Annotated in this window: 18 protein-coding genes; 9 read left to right on the top strand and 9 right to left on the bottom strand. The window is 60.6% G+C overall.

Annotated elements, in window-relative coordinates:
• From murD to HZB60_08845, 9 genes are all read left to right on the top strand, one after another.
• Positions 1-1,344, top strand: a complete 1,344-nt coding sequence (gene murD / locus HZB60_08885; protein ID MBI5059875.1) for a UDP-N-acetylmuramoyl-L-alanine--D-glutamate ligase — start codon at positions 1-3, stop codon at positions 1,342-1,344.
• A complete protein-coding gene (locus HZB60_08880; GenBank protein MBI5059874.1) occupies positions 1,341-2,501 on the top strand; it encodes a cell division protein FtsW in 1,161 nt (386 codons plus the stop codon). The genes murD and HZB60_08880 overlap by 4 nt, the downstream gene beginning before the upstream one ends.
• Positions 2,498-3,631 (top strand): undecaprenyldiphospho-muramoylpentapeptide beta-N-acetylglucosaminyltransferase, encoded by a 1,134-nt coding sequence (gene murG / locus HZB60_08875; GenBank protein MBI5059873.1) that lies wholly within the window; start codon positions 2,498-2,500, stop codon positions 3,629-3,631. Before HZB60_08880 ends, murG begins: the two co-directional genes overlap by 4 nt.
• The gene (locus HZB60_08870) at positions 3,628-5,010 is read left to right on the top strand and encodes a UDP-N-acetylmuramate--L-alanine ligase (protein MBI5059872.1); all 1,383 of its coding nucleotides are present in this window, start codon (positions 3,628-3,630) and stop codon (positions 5,008-5,010) included. Before murG ends, HZB60_08870 begins: the two co-directional genes overlap by 4 nt.
• The gene (murB, locus tag HZB60_08865; GenBank protein ID MBI5059871.1) at positions 5,007-5,936 is read left to right on the top strand and encodes a UDP-N-acetylmuramate dehydrogenase; all 930 of its coding nucleotides are present in this window, start codon (positions 5,007-5,009) and stop codon (positions 5,934-5,936) included. Before HZB60_08870 ends, murB begins: the two co-directional genes overlap by 4 nt.
• Positions 5,937-5,988: 52 nt before the next feature.
• Positions 5,989-6,732, top strand: a complete 744-nt coding sequence (locus tag HZB60_08860) for an FtsQ-type POTRA domain-containing protein (GenBank protein MBI5059870.1) — start codon at positions 5,989-5,991, stop codon at positions 6,730-6,732.
• Positions 6,729-7,988 carry a cell division protein FtsA gene (gene ftsA / locus HZB60_08855; protein MBI5059869.1) on the top strand — a complete coding sequence of 420 codons (1,260 nt, stop codon included), beginning with the start codon at positions 6,729-6,731 and terminating at the stop codon, positions 7,986-7,988. The genes HZB60_08860 and ftsA overlap by 4 nt, the downstream gene beginning before the upstream one ends.
• Before the next feature lie 30 nt (positions 7,989-8,018).
• On the top strand, positions 8,019-9,248 hold the full coding sequence (gene ftsZ, locus HZB60_08850; protein ID MBI5059868.1) for a cell division protein FtsZ: 1,230 nt from the start codon (positions 8,019-8,021) through the stop codon (positions 9,246-9,248).
• A 153-nt stretch (positions 9,249-9,401) separates the two neighbouring features.
• Entirely contained in the window at positions 9,402-10,451 is a 1,050-nt protein-coding gene (locus HZB60_08845; GenBank protein MBI5059867.1) for a M42 family metallopeptidase, read from the top strand.
• Between the two features lie 78 nt (positions 10,452-10,529).
• Here HZB60_08845 and HZB60_08840 read toward each other — a convergent pair whose 3' ends face one another.
• The 9 genes from HZB60_08840 to HZB60_08800 all read right to left on the bottom strand — a co-directional run bounded on the left by HZB60_08840 (position 10,530) and on the right by HZB60_08800 (position 19,240).
• Positions 10,530-11,528 carry a hypothetical protein gene (locus tag HZB60_08840; protein MBI5059866.1) on the bottom strand — a complete coding sequence of 333 codons (999 nt, stop codon included), beginning with the start codon at positions 11,526-11,528 and terminating at the stop codon, positions 10,530-10,532.
• A gap of 100 nt (positions 11,529-11,628) precedes the next feature.
• Positions 11,629-12,948, bottom strand: coding sequence for a dihydroorotase (locus HZB60_08835; GenBank protein ID MBI5059865.1), 1,320 nt, complete (start codon positions 12,946-12,948; stop codon positions 11,629-11,631).
• Positions 12,945-13,886: an aspartate carbamoyltransferase catalytic subunit gene (locus HZB60_08830; protein MBI5059864.1), complete on the bottom strand. Its 942-nt coding sequence runs from the start codon at positions 13,884-13,886 to the stop codon at positions 12,945-12,947. The genes HZB60_08835 and HZB60_08830 overlap by 4 nt, the downstream gene beginning before the upstream one ends.
• Positions 13,883-14,434: a bifunctional pyr operon transcriptional regulator/uracil phosphoribosyltransferase PyrR gene (gene pyrR, locus HZB60_08825; protein MBI5059863.1), complete on the bottom strand. Its 552-nt coding sequence runs from the start codon at positions 14,432-14,434 to the stop codon at positions 13,883-13,885. Before pyrR ends, HZB60_08830 begins: the two co-directional genes overlap by 4 nt.
• Positions 14,435-14,602: 168 nt before the next feature.
• Positions 14,603-14,902: a metal-sulfur cluster assembly factor gene (locus HZB60_08820; protein MBI5059862.1), complete on the bottom strand. Its 300-nt coding sequence runs from the start codon at positions 14,900-14,902 to the stop codon at positions 14,603-14,605.
• 5 nt (positions 14,903-14,907) lie between these two features.
• Entirely contained in the window at positions 14,908-16,002 is a 1,095-nt protein-coding gene (locus HZB60_08815) for an Mrp/NBP35 family ATP-binding protein (GenBank protein ID MBI5059861.1), read from the bottom strand.
• 75 nt (positions 16,003-16,077) lie between these two features.
• Positions 16,078-16,554, bottom strand: coding sequence for a 23S rRNA (pseudouridine(1915)-N(3))-methyltransferase RlmH (locus tag HZB60_08810; GenBank protein MBI5059860.1), 477 nt, complete (start codon positions 16,552-16,554; stop codon positions 16,078-16,080).
• The gene (locus tag HZB60_08805; GenBank protein MBI5059859.1) at positions 16,551-17,312 is read right to left on the bottom strand and encodes a glycosyltransferase; all 762 of its coding nucleotides are present in this window, start codon (positions 17,310-17,312) and stop codon (positions 16,551-16,553) included. The genes HZB60_08810 and HZB60_08805 overlap by 4 nt, the downstream gene beginning before the upstream one ends.
• A complete protein-coding gene (locus tag HZB60_08800) occupies positions 17,309-19,240 on the bottom strand; it encodes a T9SS type A sorting domain-containing protein (GenBank protein ID MBI5059858.1) in 1,932 nt (643 codons plus the stop codon). The genes HZB60_08805 and HZB60_08800 overlap by 4 nt, the downstream gene beginning before the upstream one ends.
• Between the last annotated feature and the right edge of the window lie 53 nt (positions 19,241-19,293).

Here is a 19,293-nt window from a genome sequence, read left to right as displayed (position 1 = left end):
TTGGATAGATTTCTGAGCGGCAAACAAGTGGCGGTGGTAGGAATGGCACGCAGCGGCATCGGCGCCGCACTGCTTGCCAAACGGCTCGGCGGGAGTGTGTTGGTTTCCGATCGGAAATCGCAGCAGGAGTTGGGCGATCACTTGGAGGAGCTGATCGCCCGAGGCATCCGCTGCGAGACGGGCGGGCATGCGCGGCTGGAGAGCGAAGAGTTCGATTTGGTGATTCTCTCGCCCGGCGTCGTGCCGCCCGACGCGTGGGTACGCCGCTGGCTGGACCGTGGGGTACCGATTTGGTCGGAGCTCGAGTTGGCGTCGCGGGTCTGGCAGGGTCGGTGGATCGCCGTGACGGGCTCGAACGGCAAGACGACCACGGTGAATCTCATCGCCGGAATCCTGCGAGCCGCGGGTTTGCACGTAGAGATGGCGGGGAACGTCGGGACGGCGTGGTCAACTCGCCTGCCCGCGCCCGAGACCCGGGTATTCGTCGTAGAGGTTTCCAGCTATCAATTGGAGTACAGTCCTACGATCAAGCCGGACGTCGGCGTGTTGCTAAATCTGTATGAGAACCATCTCGATCGTCACGGTGACATGGCAAGTTACGCGGAAGTGAAATCGCGGCTATTCCGGAATCAAACCAGTTCACAATTCGCCGTGTTGAACTCGGCAAACACCTGGGTGCAGTCCGTGGAAGCGGGCATCGGGTCAAGCAAAGTACACTTCGGCGCGGACGGCAACGCAGAGTTCCGTCTTGAAGAGAACAAGCTGGTTTGGGCGCACGACGGGAACATCGAAATCATACTGAATCGCGACGAATTCCCGTTGCCCGGTCGGCACAACGCACTGAACGCACTGGCGGCGGCGGGGGCGGCGGTGAGTTTCGGCTGCAGCGTGGCCGCGATCAGGCAGGGACTTCGGTCGGCCAGGGCCGTGGAACATCGCATTGAGTTTGTGGCTGAACGATCGGGCATCCGCTACTTCAACGATTCGAAAAGCACGAATCTGATTGCCACCATGACCGCGCTTGACTCGTTCGCAAGCAATGTAATTCTGCTTTTTGGCGGGCGTGCAAAACCGGAGTCGTTTGCGCCACTGGCCGAGCGACTCGGCAAGCCACTGAAATCGATCATCGCCTTCGGGGAGTCCCGGCAGAAGCTGTCGCAGGAACTCCCAGACGAATTCCCCGTCAAGACCACGGATGATCTTGCGAGCGCATTGGTGATCGCCCGTTCCGAGGCGGTGGCTGGAGATACGATTCTCTTGTCTCCGGGGTGCGCATCTTTCGATCAGTATCGAGACTTTGAGCAGCGCGGCACGGAATTCAAGAATCTGGTACGCGAATCATGAACTCCCCCACGACATCCTCTACCGGATCGGTACGTACGCTTGAACGCCGCGCGGGCTACGATATCTGGCTGTTGGTCGCGGCCACGGCGATTTCGATGTATGGTGCGCTGTTTGTGCTGACGTCATCGGCCGTGCACTCGTGGCAATTCCACCTTGGACAGATCGGGGCGATCTTCTGGAATCACGTGGCGCGGCTGGGATTGGGTGCCCTGGTCCTGGTCGCGATGATGTTCACGGACTATCGCTGGTTGCAACGGATTGCGCGATGGGCGGTGATCGCCGCGGTGTTGATGTTGATTGCGGTGCTCTTTGTGAAACAACCTCACGGCGCGACCGCCCACCGCTGGCTGACCCTATTCGGAATCAGTTTTCAACCGGCCGAACTGACCAAGTTCGCGCTCATCATTTACTTCGCCATGCGGGTCTCAGCGCAGGAACAACAGAGCCGGCACGCTGCGCGCAAGCTGTACCAAGGGTATCTGATGACAGTGGGTGTCGTGCTCGGTCTTGTGATGCTCGAACCCAACTTGTCGATGGCGGTCTTGATCCTCGGCACGGCGGCAGTACTATTGTACCTATCGGGAGTCAGGCTGAAGCCGTTTATTCTGCCGGGCCTCGGCGCGATCGTCGTCTTCGCACTGGTGGCTTGGTTCACGCCCTATATGCATGACCGACTGTCGTCCTATTTCGCGGGGATTCTCGACCCGCTGCAGTCAAGCTATCACGTGAAACAATCACTGATCGGCATTGGGCAAGGCGGACTTGCGGGCGTCGGCCTGGGAGCGTCAACCCAGAAGCACTTTTTCCTCCCGGAGCCGTTCAAGGACTTCATCTTTTCGATTGTCGGCGAAGAGTGGGGTTTTGTCGGCGCGACGACTCTGATCGGAATGTACTTGCTGCTGATCAGTCGGGCGTGGCGAATCGCGCGGAACGCACCCGACACATTTGGGTATTACGTGGCGGCCGGCATCACGGCGACGCTGGCGTTGTCCGCCGTCGTAAACATGGGCGTGACGATGGGCGTGTTGCCGGCCACCGGTCAGCCACTGCCGCTCTTTTCGTACGGAGGATCGTCCTTGCTCATGACGCTGGGCGCCATCGGAGTCCTGCTGAACATTTCGCGTCAGTCGCAATCGGTCGGCAGCCGGGTCGCATGAACTTGCGGGGATCAGCGAATCAGCACGAAGTTCGAGTGCTGATCGCGGGGGGCGGCACGGGCGGACATGTCTTCCCGGCAATCGCGATCGCACAGGCGATCCAAGAGTCCTACCCTTCTGCGCAAATCCAATTCGTCGGGACCAAAGCGGGAGTCGAAAACCGGGTCGTTCCGCACGCGGGCTTCGCCCTCCGGACGATTTGGATTTCGGGATTTGCGCGCCGGCGGATCTTGAAGAATCTCGCGCTGCCACTAAAGCTGATCGTCAGTTTCGGGCAGTGCTACCGCTTGCTCCGCGCGGTTCGCCCGCAGATCGTCATTGGCAGCGGCGGTTACGTCATGGGTCCGGTACTACTTGTGGCACAGAAACTCGGATATCCCACATTGATTCAGGAACAGAACTCCTTGCCGGGAGTGACGACACGCAAGCTGGCGGCCGGTGCCGGCGCAATTTGCGTGGGGTTCGACGATTCGCGGCAGCGTCTTGGATCGGCGAAGGCCGTCTTCACGGGCAATCCGGTTCGCAGTGAATTCAGGGTGATGGACCGCGCAAGCTCGCTTGCACGGTGGAAACTCGATCCATCGCGAAAGACACTACTTGTGTTCGGCGGATCGCTGGGCGCGCGTTCGGTGAATGAGGCGCTGGCTACTGTACTTCCGCAAATGATCGCGACCTACAACGTGATCTGGCAGACCGGACGGTCCGGCGTGCCGGTCAGTGTCAGCCGCGAGTTCATTCATGAAGCTCGCACGGCAGGGCGTCTGGCCGTATTGGATTTCATTGAGGACATGGCTACTGCGTACGCGGCGGCCGACTTGTCTGTGTGTCGCGCGGGTGCCATGACACTCGCCGAACTTGCGTTGGCCGGTCTGCCGGCGATCCTCGTTCCGTATCCGCATGCGGCCGACGATCATCAGACCGTCAATGCCCAGTCGGTAGTGGCCGTCGGCGCGGCAACGTGGATAGCGGATCGCGAACTGGAGGGTCCGCGCGTACTGCACGCGGTGAGTGAACTCCTGGGGGACGCGGCGCGGCTGAGCGGGATGGCCGCGGCGATGCGAAGTCTGGGAAAGCCGGACGCGGCCCGTCGCATCGCGGCCATTGCCATGGAATTGGCGAGCAAGTCATGACGAATCAGCGTCCGTTCCGCCGGATCAAGCACGTTCACATGATTGGCATCGGCGGCGCGGGCATGTGCGGCATAGCCGAGGTGTTGCTGAATCGCGGCTTCACGGTCAGCGGAAGTGATCTGCAGCTGTCAGCGGTGACCGAGCGACTGCAGGGGCTGGGGGCGCGGATTCACGCCGCGCATCAGGCCGAGCAGATTATTGGGGCGGACGTCATCGTGTATTCATCGGCAGTGAGACCGGAAAACGTCGAGTTGCGCGCCGCGCGGGATGCGCGGATTCCGACGATTCCGCGCAGCGAGATGCTGGCGGAGTTGATGCGGATGAAGACGGGAATCGCCGTGGCGGGCACACACGGCAAGACGACGACGACATCAATGGTCGGCGCGATCCTGCAACACGCGGGCTGGAACCCAACGCTGATCGTGGGCGGCATCGTGCGCGCGATTGACTCGGGCGCTCGCATCGGGATCGGTGACTACATGGTTGTCGAAGCCGATGAATTCGACCGTTCGTTTCTCAAGCTCTCCCCGACTCTGGCCGTGATCACAACGATTGAAGCGGAGCATCTCGATACTTATGGGGATCTGGAGGGGGTCAAGGATGCATTCGTGGAATTCGCGTCACGGGTCCCCTTTTACGGCACCGTGATCGTGTACGGCGATGACGCCGAGGTGAAGTCGGTACTGCCGCGCATCAAGCGCCCAACCCTGACTTACGGCTTCTCGGAAGCCAGTGAGTTGCGTGGTATGGACCTCGCGTTTTTGGGGACGCATTCGCGTTGCCGGGTCTTGTCGAACCGCTTGGCGGAAAGCACGCTTGAGCTTCAAGTTCCGGGACGGCATAACGTATTGAATGCGCTGGCTGCGCTGGCCACGGCGGATGAACTCGAAATTCCGCGCGCGATCGCGTGCGAAGGGCTGGCCGGGTTCACCGGCGTACGGCGGCGCTTTGAAGTCAAGGGCGAATTCTCCGGGGTAATAATCGTTGACGATTATGCGCACCATCCAACCGAGGTCGAGAATGTGTTGCGCACGGCGCGATTGAGCTGGCCGGATCGGCGACTCGTGGCCCTGTTTCAACCGCACCTATTCACACGCACACGGGACTTTTTCGATGAGTTTGGCCGGGTGCTGGCGCTGGCCGACCGCGTTTTGTTAACCGAGATCTACGGCGCCCGCGAGCAATCGATGGTTGGAATCACGTCCGAGCTGATTGCCGATTCCGCCCGCGCGCACGGCGCGTCCTCCGTCGAGATCCTGGCGACGCCGGACATCACCCGCTCCGCGCTCGCTCGCATCAAGCGCGGTGACGTCGTATTGGTCATGGGCGCGGGAAATATCACCCGGGTTTCCGAGGAACTCTCGCAGGCCTTGTCATGAACTCCACTTCCCGGTCACGAATCATGCGGCACGCGCGCTGCCGGGTTCGGGCCGACATTCCGCTGGCACCATTGACCAGCTTTCAGATCGGTGGTCCGGCGGCGCTGCTCGCGGAACCCGCCACGATCGCGGAACTTGTGGAGCTGTTCCGGCTGATCGGTGAGGAGCAGGCGGCGCACTTCTACCTTGGCTTGGGCACGAACCTATTGGTATCCGATGCAGGAATCGACGCCGTTGTCGTCAGAGCGAGCGGAGATTTGACCGGCATCCGTTCAGACGCAGAAGTTCTGCATGCCGGACCCGGCGCCCGGCTGCTGGACTTGACCACACACGCCGCGGTGCGCGCGCTTTCGGGGATCGAGCCGCTATCCGGCATTCCGGGGACGGTCGGCGGCGGCCTGTACATGAACGCCGGTGCCTATGGCGGGGAAATCGCGGATACGTTCGTGAGCGCGGACGTGCTGAGTCCCGACTTGACCACGCTCACCGTCGAGAAGCGCGATGTGGGCTTTTCTTATCGGTCAGCGCCGGCCTTTCGCGACGTCATCGTGTTGAACAGTCGTTATCGATTGGCGCGCGGCGAGCAAGCGAAGATCATTGCCGAGATGCGACGGGTGTGGAAGCTGCGACGGGCCAAGCAGCCCCTCGAATTTCCCAGCGCCGGCTCGATCTTCAAGCGTCCACCGAACGATTTTGCAGGGCGGTTGATCGAAGCGGTGGACGGCAAGGGCGTACGCGTCGGCGGCGCGCTGGTGCCCCACAAGCACGCGGGCATGTTTGTGAATACGGGTGGCGCGACGGCGGCGGATGTTTGCGCTTTGGTGCGCGAGATTCGGTCACGCGTCTATCGCGAGTTCCACATCTTGTTGGAAACCGAGGTACTGCCAATTGGGTTCAAGGAAGACCCCTTCGCGATCGCGCTCTGAGGCGCGGCGCCGAGTACGCAAGCTGCGACTGATCTCCGTGGGAGTTCTGGTCGTGGCGGCGTTACTGCTGGTTGTTTTCCGCGGTCCGCTGTTCCGCGCGGTATCCGGACGGTTGGTAACGATCGCCGAACGATTTCGCGTGCGGCAAGTGCTTGTGGACGGGGAGCACTTGCTGACGAAGGACGCCGTATTGAAGGCGGCCGGTGTTCCGCTGGCGTCCGCGATGTTTCGGGTTTCAACGGAAGTCGTCGAAACCCGGTTGGAGTCGCAGCCGTGGATCAAACGAGCCCGGGTCAGTCGACGGTTTCCGGATACGATTGAGATTCTGATCACGGAACGCGAGCCAATTGCGGCGATCCGGCAGCAATCGATGATCATTGTCACGGCGGACAGTATGGCGGTTCCGCCGCCGTCGGAGCGCTGGGTTTGGGATCTGCCGCTGTTGCTTCCTCCCCACTCGGTTCAAACCACGGTGGGGCGAGTGCTGCGAGACGCGGAAACGCTCGCGCTGTTGAACGAGGCCGTGACGGTGCGAAGAGTCTCGGTGGACAGTTGGCAGAACCTCAGCGAGTTGTACTACCGTGGTGACGAAATTTACGCGTCGCTGGCGCGCCCGACGGTGGAGCTGCGATTGGGCCACGGCGTTGGAGAACTGGCGTGGACAGCGTTGGCGAGCTACTTTGCATACGGCGAGGATCGCCCCGCCGACGGGGCGACGCAATTGATCGACTTACGATTTGCGGGAAAGGTAATCGTTACGGCTGGACGTCCAATTGAGGAGCGACTGAACGGATGAAGAAGTCAGCCAGTCACCGCGACCTGATTTGCGGGGTGGACATCGGGACGACCAAAGTGTTGACGGTCGTCGCGGAACCGGGCGAACGCGAAGCGCTGCACATTCTCGGTGTTGGCTGCGTGCCATCGCGGGGCTTGCGGCGCGGCGTCGTGATTAATCTTGAGCAAACGACGGAAGACATCGAGAAATCCGTTGAGCTGGCGGAGGCGGATTCGGGCGAGCGGATTCACACGGTCTGGGTGGGCGTGGCCGGCGAGCACGTGCGCAGTCTGAATTCCCGCGGCGCGATTCCGGTGAGCCGCAGTCGGGGATCGCAGACCGGCGAGGTCACGAGTCCGGACGTTGAGCGAGTCGTCGAGGCCGCCAGCGCGGTAGCCTTGCCGCTGGATCGACGCGTGCTGCATGTTATTCCGCAGGAATTTGTCGTGGATTCAGAGCGCGGTATTCGCTCGCCGGTCGGCATGGCGGGAGTGCGATTAGAGGCCAACGTTCACATTGTCACGTGCGCGCTGTCGTCGGCGCAGAATATCCTGACGTGTTGCAAGCGAGCGGACTTGAACGTGATGGACCTGGTGCTGGAGCCGTTGGCTTCCGCGACCAGTGTGCTCACGCGGGACGAGATGGAGCTGGGCGCAATCCTGCTCGACATTGGCGGCGGCACTACTGATCTCGCGGTGTTTCACAATGGCACGATTCGTCACAGCGCGGTAGTGGGGTACGGCGGTGATTACATCACGCGCGATATCGCCGTAGGTCTGCGGACGCCGGTGGAGTCGGCGGAGACGATCAAGATCGAGCAGGGCGCTGCTCACGCGCGCGCCATCAGCCAGAACGAGTTCTTGGAAATCCCGGGCGTCGGCGGCCGGGAGCCGCGCGCACTGAGTCGATCGATGCTGTTGGGAATCATTGCGCCGCGGGTTGAGGAGATTCTGACGCTGGCGCGGGAGGAACTGCAGCGTGCGCGGATGCTCGAGCATGCGGCCGCCGGGGTCATTTTGACCGGGGGCGGAGCGTCGATGGCGGGAATGGCGGAATTGGCGGAGGAGATTTTTGCGCTTCCGGTGCGCATCGGAGCGCCGCGTGATCTTCCGGCGCACGATTCGATTCATATCGGTCCGAAGTATTCGACGGCGCTCGGACTGATTCGGTACGCGCTGACGCGGGTGGAGCGCGAACCGCTGGCGATGGCCAACGGCCGCAAATGGTCGAACGCGGCCTCCGGTCGCGTCAGGGAATGGTTGCAAGGAATCTTTTAGAAATATAGTCTTTCTTCAGGAGGTCAATCGATGGATCCCGTACGTTTTCGGTTTGCGGACGAAATCAGCGGCGGCGCGAAGATGAAGGTCGTCGGCGTCGGCGGCGCGGGCGGCAATGCGCTGAACTGCATGATCGATGCCGGGTTGCAGAGCGTGGATTTCATAGCAGTGAACACGGATGCGCAGGCGCTTCAGCAGAATCGCTCGCCGCGCCGCATTCAGATTGGCCGCGAGGTCACGCGCGGGTTGGGGGCGGGCGCAAATCCGGAAGTGGGGCGGCAGGCAGTCGCCGAGAATTGCGACGATATCCGCGAGGCGATTGAAGGCGCGGACATGGTATTCATCACCGCCGGCATGGGCGGCGGTACGGGAACCGGCGCGGCCCCGACGGTGGCCCGGATTGCGAAGGAAATCGGCGCCCTCTCGGTCGGCATCGTGACCAAGCCCTTCTCGTTTGAGGGCAAGAAGCGCAGCGCGCAGGCGGAACGCGGATTGTCCGAGCTTAAGGAACATGTCGATACGCTGATCGTCATCCCGAACCAGCGGCTGATCTCCATCGTGGACCGCAATACCACCTTGGTCGAAGCCTTCAACATGGCGGACAACGTGCTGTTGCAGGCGACGAAGGGCATTTCCGACCTGATCGCGGTACCGGGTATGGTGAACGTAGATTTCGCGGACGTGCGGACCGTCATGGCACAGATGGGAGACGCGCTGATGGGCGTCGGCACCGGGACCGGCGAACACCGCGCGATCGAAGCCGCGCAGAAGGCGATCTCCTCGCCCCTGCTCGAAGAGGTATCGATTGCCGGCGCGCGCGCGATTCTGATTAACATCTCGGGCGGCACCGATCTCGCATTGCACGATGTATCGGATGCGACACAGACGATCTATGACGCTGCCGGCGAGGATGCAGAGGTCATTTTTGGCGCGGTGATTGATCCGAATTTGACCGGTGAGCTGCGCGTGACGGTAATCGCGACGGGGTTTAACCAGCAGCAGTCCGCGAAGCCGATTTCGGTAGCCGCGATTTCGGCTACTCGTCCGGTCGTGGTGCAGCGCGCGGCGGAGTCGATCCGCCCGGTATCGCCGGAATTTCGATCGTTTGATGCGGTAGCCAGCCGGGCGGGCGATCCGTCGAACATTCGCCGGCTCACACGCGATATCAACGGACGACCCGAGCCGCTGATTGTGGGCGAGGAATTCGGTGAAGACTCGCGATTCGAGATCCCGGCATTCCTGCGGCGGCAGATGGACTGATCGGCCGGTTGCGGGAATTGAGTTTGAGCCGTCACGAGTCAGATCGTGACGGCTCTTTTGCATGCATGCCGCAACAAACGGCTTGCTAATGGTCTCTGAATCATTAGATTGGATTTCGTGTGCGCGTGAACATACGGACAAAGGAGGTTTGCTTTGGATTTCAGTCTGCTGAAGACGCTGGCCGACGCCCATGCGGTATCCGGCCGTGAGGAAGGCATTCGGGCACTGATTCGCAAGGAGCTGACGACGGTGGGGTGCAAGGTGACCACCGACTCGATGGGCAACCTGATCGGTTACAAGAAGGGATCGGGCAAGAAGAAGGTGATGCTTGCCGCCCACATGGATGAGATCGGATTTCTGGTCAGTCATGTGGACAAGGAAGGGTTTCTTCGGCTGCAGCCGGTTGGCGGCTGGGACCCCCGGACGATGATGGCACAGCGTGTCTATGTCCACACGGCGAAGAAACGGCTGCTGGGAGTAATCGGAAGCAAACCGGTCCACGTGCTCTCCGAAGAGGAGGCCAAGAAGCCGCTCAGGGTCACGGATTACTTTGTGGATCTCGGGTTGCCGGCCAAGCCCGTGCAGTCCATGGTCGAAGTTGGAGATCCGGTAACGATGGCGCGTACGCTGGAAGAGATCGGCGATTGCTTCACGGGCAAGGCCGTCGATAACCGTTTCGGGGTGTGGTTGATGGTCGAAGCACTACGCCGCGTGAAAAAGCATACGGTCGATATCTACGCAGTCGCCACGGTCCAGGAAGAAGTGGGGATTCGCGGAGCGATTGCGTCGGCGCAGGACATTCGGCCGGATGTCGGGATTGCGCTCGACATCACGATTGCGGTGGACACGCCGGGATCGCAGGCGCAGGATCACATCACGCGACTCGGCGACGGCGCAGCACTCAAGGTTATGGATGGTGCGTCGATTTCGAATCCGAAGTTAATTCGCGAGCTGCGCGATCTCGCCAAGCAGCGCAAGCTCAAGTACCAACTGGAGATTCTGCCGCGCGGCGGCACCGATGCGGGGGGATTGCGGATGTTCAGCGGGCATTGCGCGGTCGCGACGCTTTCCGTGCCGGTGCGATATGTGCACTCGACAGTCGAAACCGTGAGCAAAGCGGACCTGGAGTCCTGTGTTGACCTACTGTCTGCCTATCTGGAGACCTCCCGCGGCACAGGCTACGAATTGGGCGACAAGCTGTAACCATCAGCCGGCAAGACATGCAGAAGCCCGGTCGATTGACCGGGCTTCTCTGCAATTTAGTACCTGAGTTTGGCGTTGTTATTCCGACGGTTTGGAACTCGCGACGGACACGTCGGCCGGCTCGATTCGTACTCCATCGGTCGGATTGTCAATGAACTTCGGGATGAACTTCCGCACTACGGCGAGCATGACATCGTCGCTCGGATCACCGACTTCCATCGTGATCGTCGTCGGATTGTACATCTTAATTTTGCGATCCGGTCCGAAGACCATGTCCATCCTTCCCATCGAGCGCCCATCGCGTGCGGCTCGCACGACGCGGGTGTTCCCGACAACCCACGGGGCGTCGCTATTTGGCCGGTAACTTCGTCCGCCGACAATCAACGCGATTTGGGGAAGCGCGGCGGCCAGGCTCGAATCCACAGCATCGCCGCAGGTTGACAACAATATGATCAGATCTACTTCGTCCAAGAGCGCGGCGACGTTCCGCCGAGCGGCGGTCAGTGGATCTTCAACGGTGGCATCCGCCGGCAATTTCAAACTGTCGAATCGCATGACGTCGCGTGTGCCACACAAGCCAATGAACGCGACACGAGCTTCCTTAACCTCCTTGACAATGTACGGGTCCGCGACCGCCGAACCACCGACCTTCAAGTTCGCGGATACGTAGGCGAACTTGGAATCCTTGCGCGCGCTTCTGAAAGCGTCGTAGCCGAATGCCAACTCGCGTTCCGAGACATTGACCACGGAGGTTGCCATCTGATTGTAAGTCGCGACGCTGAGCATGCCCTTGCTGCTGTCGGCTGCGGGTGTCCCGGTGGCCCAATTTCCCGCGTCACAGTAAACGGCACTGGCATCCTCCGCTCGAATCAACTTGATCTTGGCGCTGCGCTTGGTTATTCCGCCTCCGTTGTGCTTGCAGCCGCAACCCTCGACCTTTCCGCGAACATCGCTGGTATAGAGGATCGAGACGACCGTGCCATCCGTGATTTCCCGCTTTGAACATCCAAGCAATGCCACGGCCATCAAGGCAGCAACGAGCGACGGGATCGCGAAAATTTTCGATGAATGAGGCATAATCGCTATCGATGAGTTAGCGGCGACGACCTGCCGAAGGAATACACTACTTGCGATACTCTCACCGCGAACGCACAGTTCCCCTTGCTTCGGCGCGTGGTCAGGCGATGTAGGCCAGCCCGCGGTTCACCACACCCATGGCCTTGCCTTTCAACGGCCAACCCGCGAAAGCAGTGTTGCGCGACCGCGACCGGAACGTGGCCGGGTCAACGGTCATGGTTGCATCCGGATCAATCAGCGTCAGGTTCGCGGGCGCACCACTCACGAGACTTGGAACCGGCTGTGCCAGAATCGCGCGGGGCGCGTACACGACGCGCTCCAGCAACGTGTTCAAGTCCATCATGGTCGGAACAAAGTGAGTGAGCGCAATCCCCATCGCCGTTTCCAGACCGACCACTCCGAACGGCGCGACATCGAACTCCTGCGCTTTGGATTCCCACGGATGCGGCGCGTGGTCCGTGCAGTAAACATCGAGTGTGCCGTCGCGGAAGCCCTCGATACAGGCCAGCCGGTCCGCTTCAGCGCGAAGCGGTGGATTCATTTTGAAATTCGTGTCGAATTCTTTGCACGCCGAGTCATTCAGCAGCAAGTGGTGTGGACACACCTCCGCGGTAACCCGGATGCCCCTGCGCTTGGCCTCACGAATCCAGTGCACGGATTCCTTCGTCGAGACGTGGCAGAGGTGGATCGCCGCGCCGGTATATTCCGAAATGAGTATGCAGCGGACCACATCAATCGTCTCGCCGATCGCGGGCATGCCGGGGAGTCCAAGGCTGGTGGACCACTCGCTCTCGTTCATGGCGCCGCCCTGAACGAGTTCACTGTCCTCTGCATGCTCGAAGATGCGCGCGCCGAGCATATTGGCATATTCCATGGCATGCCGCAGGACCGCGCTGCTGCGAATCGGCGAGCCGTCGTCCGTGAACGCGCGAACACCCGCTTCGACCAGTTCTGACATATCCACCAGTTCTTTACCCTTGCGTTCACGCGTCGCCGCGGCGATGACGTGGACGTCGATGGGCAGGCCCTTGGCCTGGTCGCGAACCCAGCCGACGAGGCCCGCGTTATCGAGCGGCGGATCGGTATTGGGCATGCAGGCGACGCCCGTAAAGCCGCCGGCCATAGCGGCGTGACATCCGCTGACAATCGTCTCCGCGACTTCGCGGCCCGGCTCACGCAAATGCACATGCAGATCAAACCAGCCCGGAGTGATCCAGTGCCCGCGCAGGTCGAAGCGATCGGTTCCCTCGGGGATCTGTTGGGGATTGACCGAGATCAGGCCGTCGCGAATGAGCAGGCCGGCGGCCTGGTCGATTCCGGAGCGCGGATCAATCAAACGAGCGCCTTCAAAGTAGATCGAGCGGGCCGGTGCGGGATGATCGATGGACGCGTACTTGGGGTTCATGGAGCTGGACTTCATTTGCTCTCCGGTTCGGCACGGCCGCCCGCGAGCAGGTAGAGCACGGCCATCCGCACGGCGACGCCGTTGGTAACCTGCCGCAGGATCACCGAGTGCTCGCCATCGGCGACATCGGAGGTGATCTCTACTCCGCGGTTGATCGGACCGGGATGCAGTACCGTCAACGGATTGGGCGCCTTGTCGAGCCGCTCGCGAGTCAGGCCGAAATACTTCTGGTATTCACGCAAGGACGGGAACAACCCGCTCTGCTGTCGCTCTAACTGGATCCGCAGGATATTCAACGCGTCGCAGTGCTGAATGGCGTCGTCGAGGCTATGCGTGATTTCGACGCCGAAGCGTTCGATCCCGCGCGGGATCAGGGTGGCCGGACCGCAGAGCACCACGTTGGCGCCCATCGTCTTGAGTCCGACGATATTTGACATCGCCACGCGCGAATGCAGGATATCTCCGACGAGGCAGACCCGCAGCCCCTTTAGGGTTCCGAATTTCTCCCGCAGTGTGAGCATATCGAGCAGCGCCTGCGTGGGGTGTTCGTGGCGGCCGTCACCGGCATTCACGATGATCGAATCGAGGTGCCGGGCGAGGAAGTGCGGACTGCCCGGCGACTTGTGGCGCATCACCACGACGTCGATTCTCATCGCTTCAATGTTGCGGGCGGTATCGAGCAGCGTTTCCCCTTTTTCGACGGCGCTGCCCGAGGCGGAGAAGTTCAGCGTATCCGCGGATAGTCGTTTTTCGGCGAGTTCAAAGCTGGTGCGCGTCCGCGTTGAGGACTCGAAGAAGAGGTTGACGACCGTGACGCCGCGGAGCGTGGGCACTTTCTTGACCGGTCGATCGAGAATTTCGCGCATGCGCTCGGCAGTATCGAGGATGATCGTGATATCCTGCTCGGAATAGTCACGCAGACCAAGCATGTGCTTGTGGGACAGCAGACTCATGGATTCTGCACCTCGACCAGCAACACGGCATCATCGCCGTCCACTTCCGACATGCGCACGGCGACTTCTTCATTGATACTGGTGGGTACGTTCTTGCCGACGAAGTCCGCTTTGATCGGCAATTCCCGGTGTCCGCGATCGACGAGTACCGCGAGCTGAATGCGCCGCGGTCTGCCGATATCCATGAGTGCATCGAGCGCCGCGCGGACCGTCCGCCCGGTGTATAGCACATCGTCCACGAGCACCACGTTCATGTGATCCAGATCAAAGGGAATCTCGGTCACCTGCACCTGCGGCTGTTTCAGTGCGCGGCGATAGTCGTCGCGATACATGACCGGATCGAGCACGCCGACGGGCAAATTCGACTGTTCGATTTCGGCGATTTTCGCGGCGATTCGCCGGGCAATGAAGACTCCCCGGGTCTGCATCCCGATCAGGCCGAGTTGTGCGGTCCCGCGATTGCGCTCAATGATCTCGTGCGCGAGCCGGGTGATCGTGCGATTAAACCCGGCTTGGTCAACGAGCGTTGCTTTGGTAATGACGGTCATCTTTGCTGAATATTGGGTCAAACGATGAGTCAGCCGACAGGGGCGTGGAAACGAGGGAACCCACCGCGAGTTTGCGATGGGTTGCCGTTCGTTCGAGTCGCGTTCGAGGAATGGGCCCTTACTGTTCTCGCGGGAAACATGCTTAAAGGGGAAGAGCGGTCGGCGATGTCAAAGCATACCGAGGCGCATTCGTGCTTCGTCACTCATCATGTCGATGGACCACGGCGGATCCCAAACAATATCGACAATCGCGTCTTCGATACCCTCCACTCCGAGCGCGGCGCGGCGGGCGTACTCCACAATCGTACCGCCGAGTGCGCAGCCGGGAGAAGTGAGCGTGACTTTGACATCGGCGCGGGAGCCCTCAACTTGCACATCATAGACGAGTCCGAGATCGGTGATCGGGAGCGCCAGCTCCGGGTCATAGACTTGCGCCAAGGCCTGATAGACTTGTTCGGGAGTGGGCATGCAATTCACCTCGTCAGTGGAGCCGGTGAAACCAGTCCGATCTGGTCGGCAACACGCGTCGCAATGTCGAGAAACTGCTGTCGCAATCCGGCATGGGCCTCGATTGCGGATGTCGGGTCGCCGGCATCGGAAGCGGCCACGAGCGCCGGTACGAGCGGAATCGCAGCCAAGAGCGGCACGCCCAATCGACGGGCTTCAGCTTCCGCGCCACCCTTGCCGAAAATATACGTGATTTCGCCGCAATGATCGCAAGTGAATCCGGACATGTTTTCCACGATGCCCAGAATCGGGACATTGAGCTTTTCGAACATGGCGGCGCCTTTACGAGCATCGATCAAGGCCAGGTCCTGCGGTGTCGAAACGATGATCGCGCCGTCCAGATTGATCTTTTGCGAAAGCGTCATTTGGGCGTCGCCTGTACCCGGCGGCAGGTCAACGATCAGCGCATCCAGTTCACCCCATTCCACATCGCGCAGGAATTGTTCGGTGGCCTGGTGAACCATCGGTCCGCGCCAGATCATGGGCGTGTCCGGATCGACAAGAAAGCCCATCGACATCAGTTTCAGGCCATTGTGCTCGATCGGCAGGATCCGGTTGTTGAAGGCGCGGGCCCGGGTGTGTACGCCCATGAGTGTCGGTACGCTGGGGCCGTACACGTCGAAATCCACAAGCCCGACCGTATGACCGAGCTTCTGCAGCATCATGGCAAGCCCGGCGGCCACCGTGCTCTTCCCCACACCGCCCTTGCCCGAGGCCACGGCGATCTTTGTGCGAACTCCGGGCAACAATGGTTGGTCCGAAGGCGGTCGCGCATGCGGGTCGCGCATCGGCGTCTGCGGCGCAGATTCGGGCTGCACCCAGGTCATGGCAACCTGAATCTCGCGCGCTCCAGCAATGGCATGCAGCGCCTTTGTCACGTCCTGCTCGATGATGATCGGAATATTCGGATCCCGCGACGCCACATTGATTTTCACGACGATCCGTTTGCTCTCGATCTCGATGCCCTTGACAATCCCGAACGACACGATATCGCGGGACAATCGCGGAAATTTGACCCCCTTGAGGGTCTCTAAGACTGTTTCGTGATTGAGGTCGGACATGATTTCTGTTGGAGCGAAGCGCTGGCCCAATTTACGGAAATAGACGCAGACTTTCAAGCCAGAAGTATCTTATTATTATTGCTTATGATACGGCAGGTTCTTCCACAAGGACAAGGCCCGATAAATTTGCTCGGCCAGCACCAGCCGCGCCAATTCGTGCGGTAGTGTCATCGCGGACAGGGATAGTCTCAGGTCCGCTTGCTCCAAGATTCGCCGATCCAATCCCCACGCTCCGCCGATCACAAAGGTGATCCTACCGATCGAACGGTTCATGGATTCGACGATCCACGCCGAGAATTGCTCGGTCGAGAACTGCTTGCCCAGTACGTCCATCGCCACGACGATTCCGGGTCTCTGGAGCTGCTTTTCGAGTTGATCAGCCTCGCGAACGAGCGTTCCGGTGCCCTTGCCGTTACTTTCTTCCGAGGTACCGACGGCGACTTCCAACTGTTCAATCGGCAGCCAGCGGGCGATTCGCTCGAGGTAATCCTGAACGCCGGCTTTGTAATAAGGTTCGCGGAGCTTTCCGACGGCGAGGATGGCGAGGTTCATGAGGAAGGCTCGTGTTTGTCGCGCAGTCCGGGGCCGTAGTAAATGGCGTCCCAGTACTCGCGACGGGTGAGATATTTGCGGGGGCGCAATAGCCCCAACGTAAACCAGCGGATCAACTCGGAGCCGCGGCGAAGTCGCAGCTTGCGGGTACTCGTGAGAATTGGGCGGTTCGTCAGCGTGGCGATTCGCATTCCCCGACGGCGCGCTTCCTTGCGCAGCCGGCGGGCGAATTCGACGTCTTCGAGGGCGTACAAGTTCTCATCGAAGCCGCCCAGTGCAAGGTAATCCTCGCGCCGCAGGAAGAACATGCCACAGGGCAATCGCATCACGACGCTGGCGGCATTCACCATCAGAAAGGGCAGATACCAACTCGCTCGAATATCTTCCGCCCAGATCCGCACGCCACCCGCGAAGGTATTTCCGCGCATCAGGCGGTCAACGGAGACAAATATCCCGGGATGAGGAGCGCTATCCGCGTCGCACGTGACCACAATGTCGCCGGACGCGGCGCGGACGCCGGTGTTTCGAACGCGCGCGATCTGACGTTCTTCCTCGCGGACCACGCGCGCGCCCCAGGCTCGGGCAATCTCGGCCGTGGCATCCGTGGACAGGTTATCAACCACAATGAACTCGAAGCTGCCCGCTCCTCCCTGCCCGGCATAGTGGTCGCGCGCGACGTCGAACGCCGCGAGCGTGCGCGGCAGTTCAAACTGCTCATTGTGCGCGGGGATCACGACGCTAAACCGCGGGGGGTTCACTTCAGCAGGACCAGTCGTTGAATCGCCGACTGCGCATCCGTCCCGGCGCGCAGCAAGTAAACGCCGGTCGCGTATCGACTCAAGTCGAGTGCTGCCGCGTGTGGGCCGACGGCATAGTTGCCGTCCACCACCCGCGCAACGAAGCGACCGGAGATGTCGAAGAGATCGACCACAACGCGGGCCGGTTGAGACATCGTGAACGGAATGTGTGTGACCGCGTTGAATGGATTCGGATAGGCCGGCGCAAGCGTGAAGCCCGTAACGACAACCGGGTTTGATGGTGACAACGCCGCCCCGGTGCCCTGATACAAGAGCGGCTGGTACTCGGACAGACTTGCGGACGAAACCAGGTTTCCCGATCCCACATCGATTGCGCGCGACTGTGTCACCTGACTGAACCAAAGCGTATCGAGCCGCGAATTCGGTCCAATCCACGTCTGGATCGCCAATGGAAACGTGAACAACGGCGCATTCTGCTGACGCTGTTCAACCGTCACGGTCACATGGTGCTCATCCGGCGCGCCGGGCTGAACGGAGATCTCCAATTCAGGATGGCCCATGCCGTAGATCCACTGATCGAAGAACCACTGGAGTTCACGGCCGGACACGTCTTCAACCGTTTGTATGAAATCCTCGGTGGCCACGTTTCCACCGGCAAAGCGCTCGACGTACTCCCGAATTGCCGCGTAAAACAGGCTGTCGCCGAGCAGTTGTTCCCGTAGCATATGCAACATCCAGGCGGGCTTCTGATATTCGCAGGTGCCGAACAGATACTGCGGCGGCGGATCATACGATGCATAGCGGAACTGCCTGTCTTCCGCGAAATAATGTTCGGCGAACAACGCCAGCTTGGTCAGATATGCGGCCCGGTCCTCCGATACCTCAGACCACAACACGTCACAGAAAGTGGCAAACCCCTCGTTCAGCCAAATGTGGCGAAAGTCCACCGGGCTCAGGTGGTCACCAAACCATTGGTGACTGAGTTCGTGAGCCACGATGCCTTCGTACGTTCGGACGCTATCGAGTAAGTGGTATCCCATCGTCGTGAAGGTCTGGTGCTCCATCGCGCCCCACCCATAGAACAGCTCGGCTTCGACCATGCCGTACTCCCGGAACGGGTAAGCTCCGTATCTTTCGCTGAATGCCTGTACCATCTGCGGTGTCCGCTCCCAGTCGTAGGCAGCCTTCATGGAATCCGCACGCCACGTGAAGTATCGATAGTCCACACCGTTGACGGTCTCATAACGTTCCGCATACGGACCGGCGGCCATCATCACCAGGTATGTCGAAATCGGGTGATCGTGTTCGTAAACGTCCCGCCGCCGGCCCGGTGCGGGGTATGTCGTTTCGACACGGACTCCATTCGACGCCAGGGACCAATCATCGGGATGTTCAACGGCTGTCCGGATCCGATCGAACTTGTCATAGGGCTGATCCCAGCATGGATACCATCGCCGGGACCCGTAGGGTTCTCCGAAGGTATAATAGGACACTCCCCAGTGGAAGCCGACCTCCGAGTGCTCCCAGCTTCCCGGGACGGAGAGCATGAAAGAGAGACGCAGTGTATCACCCGGCTCAGCCGGGCGTTCAACCCACACCGTGTCGTTCCCATGCACGAACGGCAGGTAGGCGTCGCCCTCGGTTACGGACAGGATTTGCGTCCCCTCCGCGTTAAAGGGAATGTCATCCATCGATTCGCGACAGAGCAGCTGGACCGTGGCGATTCCGGTCATGGGAACCGCTTCCGCCGTGACGCTGTAGTCGAGATCGAGCGAGAGCATGTCGTAGCCATGCAAACTGTCGGCATCCAGTGTGCGACGCGACGCATCGTGCTCCCGCGTGGCCGATTTCGCCAGTTGACAAGCGTAGGGCGCGGCCCAAAGGGACGCAGCGGACAAGATCAAAGAGAGGGCGGCGATCAGGGACATGGTTTCGGGCTTCCTCTTCGGCAACGGCCGGACCTGCTGCTATATTGAGCGAA

The sequence above is a fragment of the candidate division KSB1 bacterium genome (genome assembly GCA_016214895.1).
Classification (GTDB): Bacteria; Electryoneota; RPQS01; order RPQS01; family RPQS01; genus JACRMR01.
Note: the sequence above shows the minus strand (reverse complement) of the source record. Positions and strands in the feature narration are given on the sequence as shown.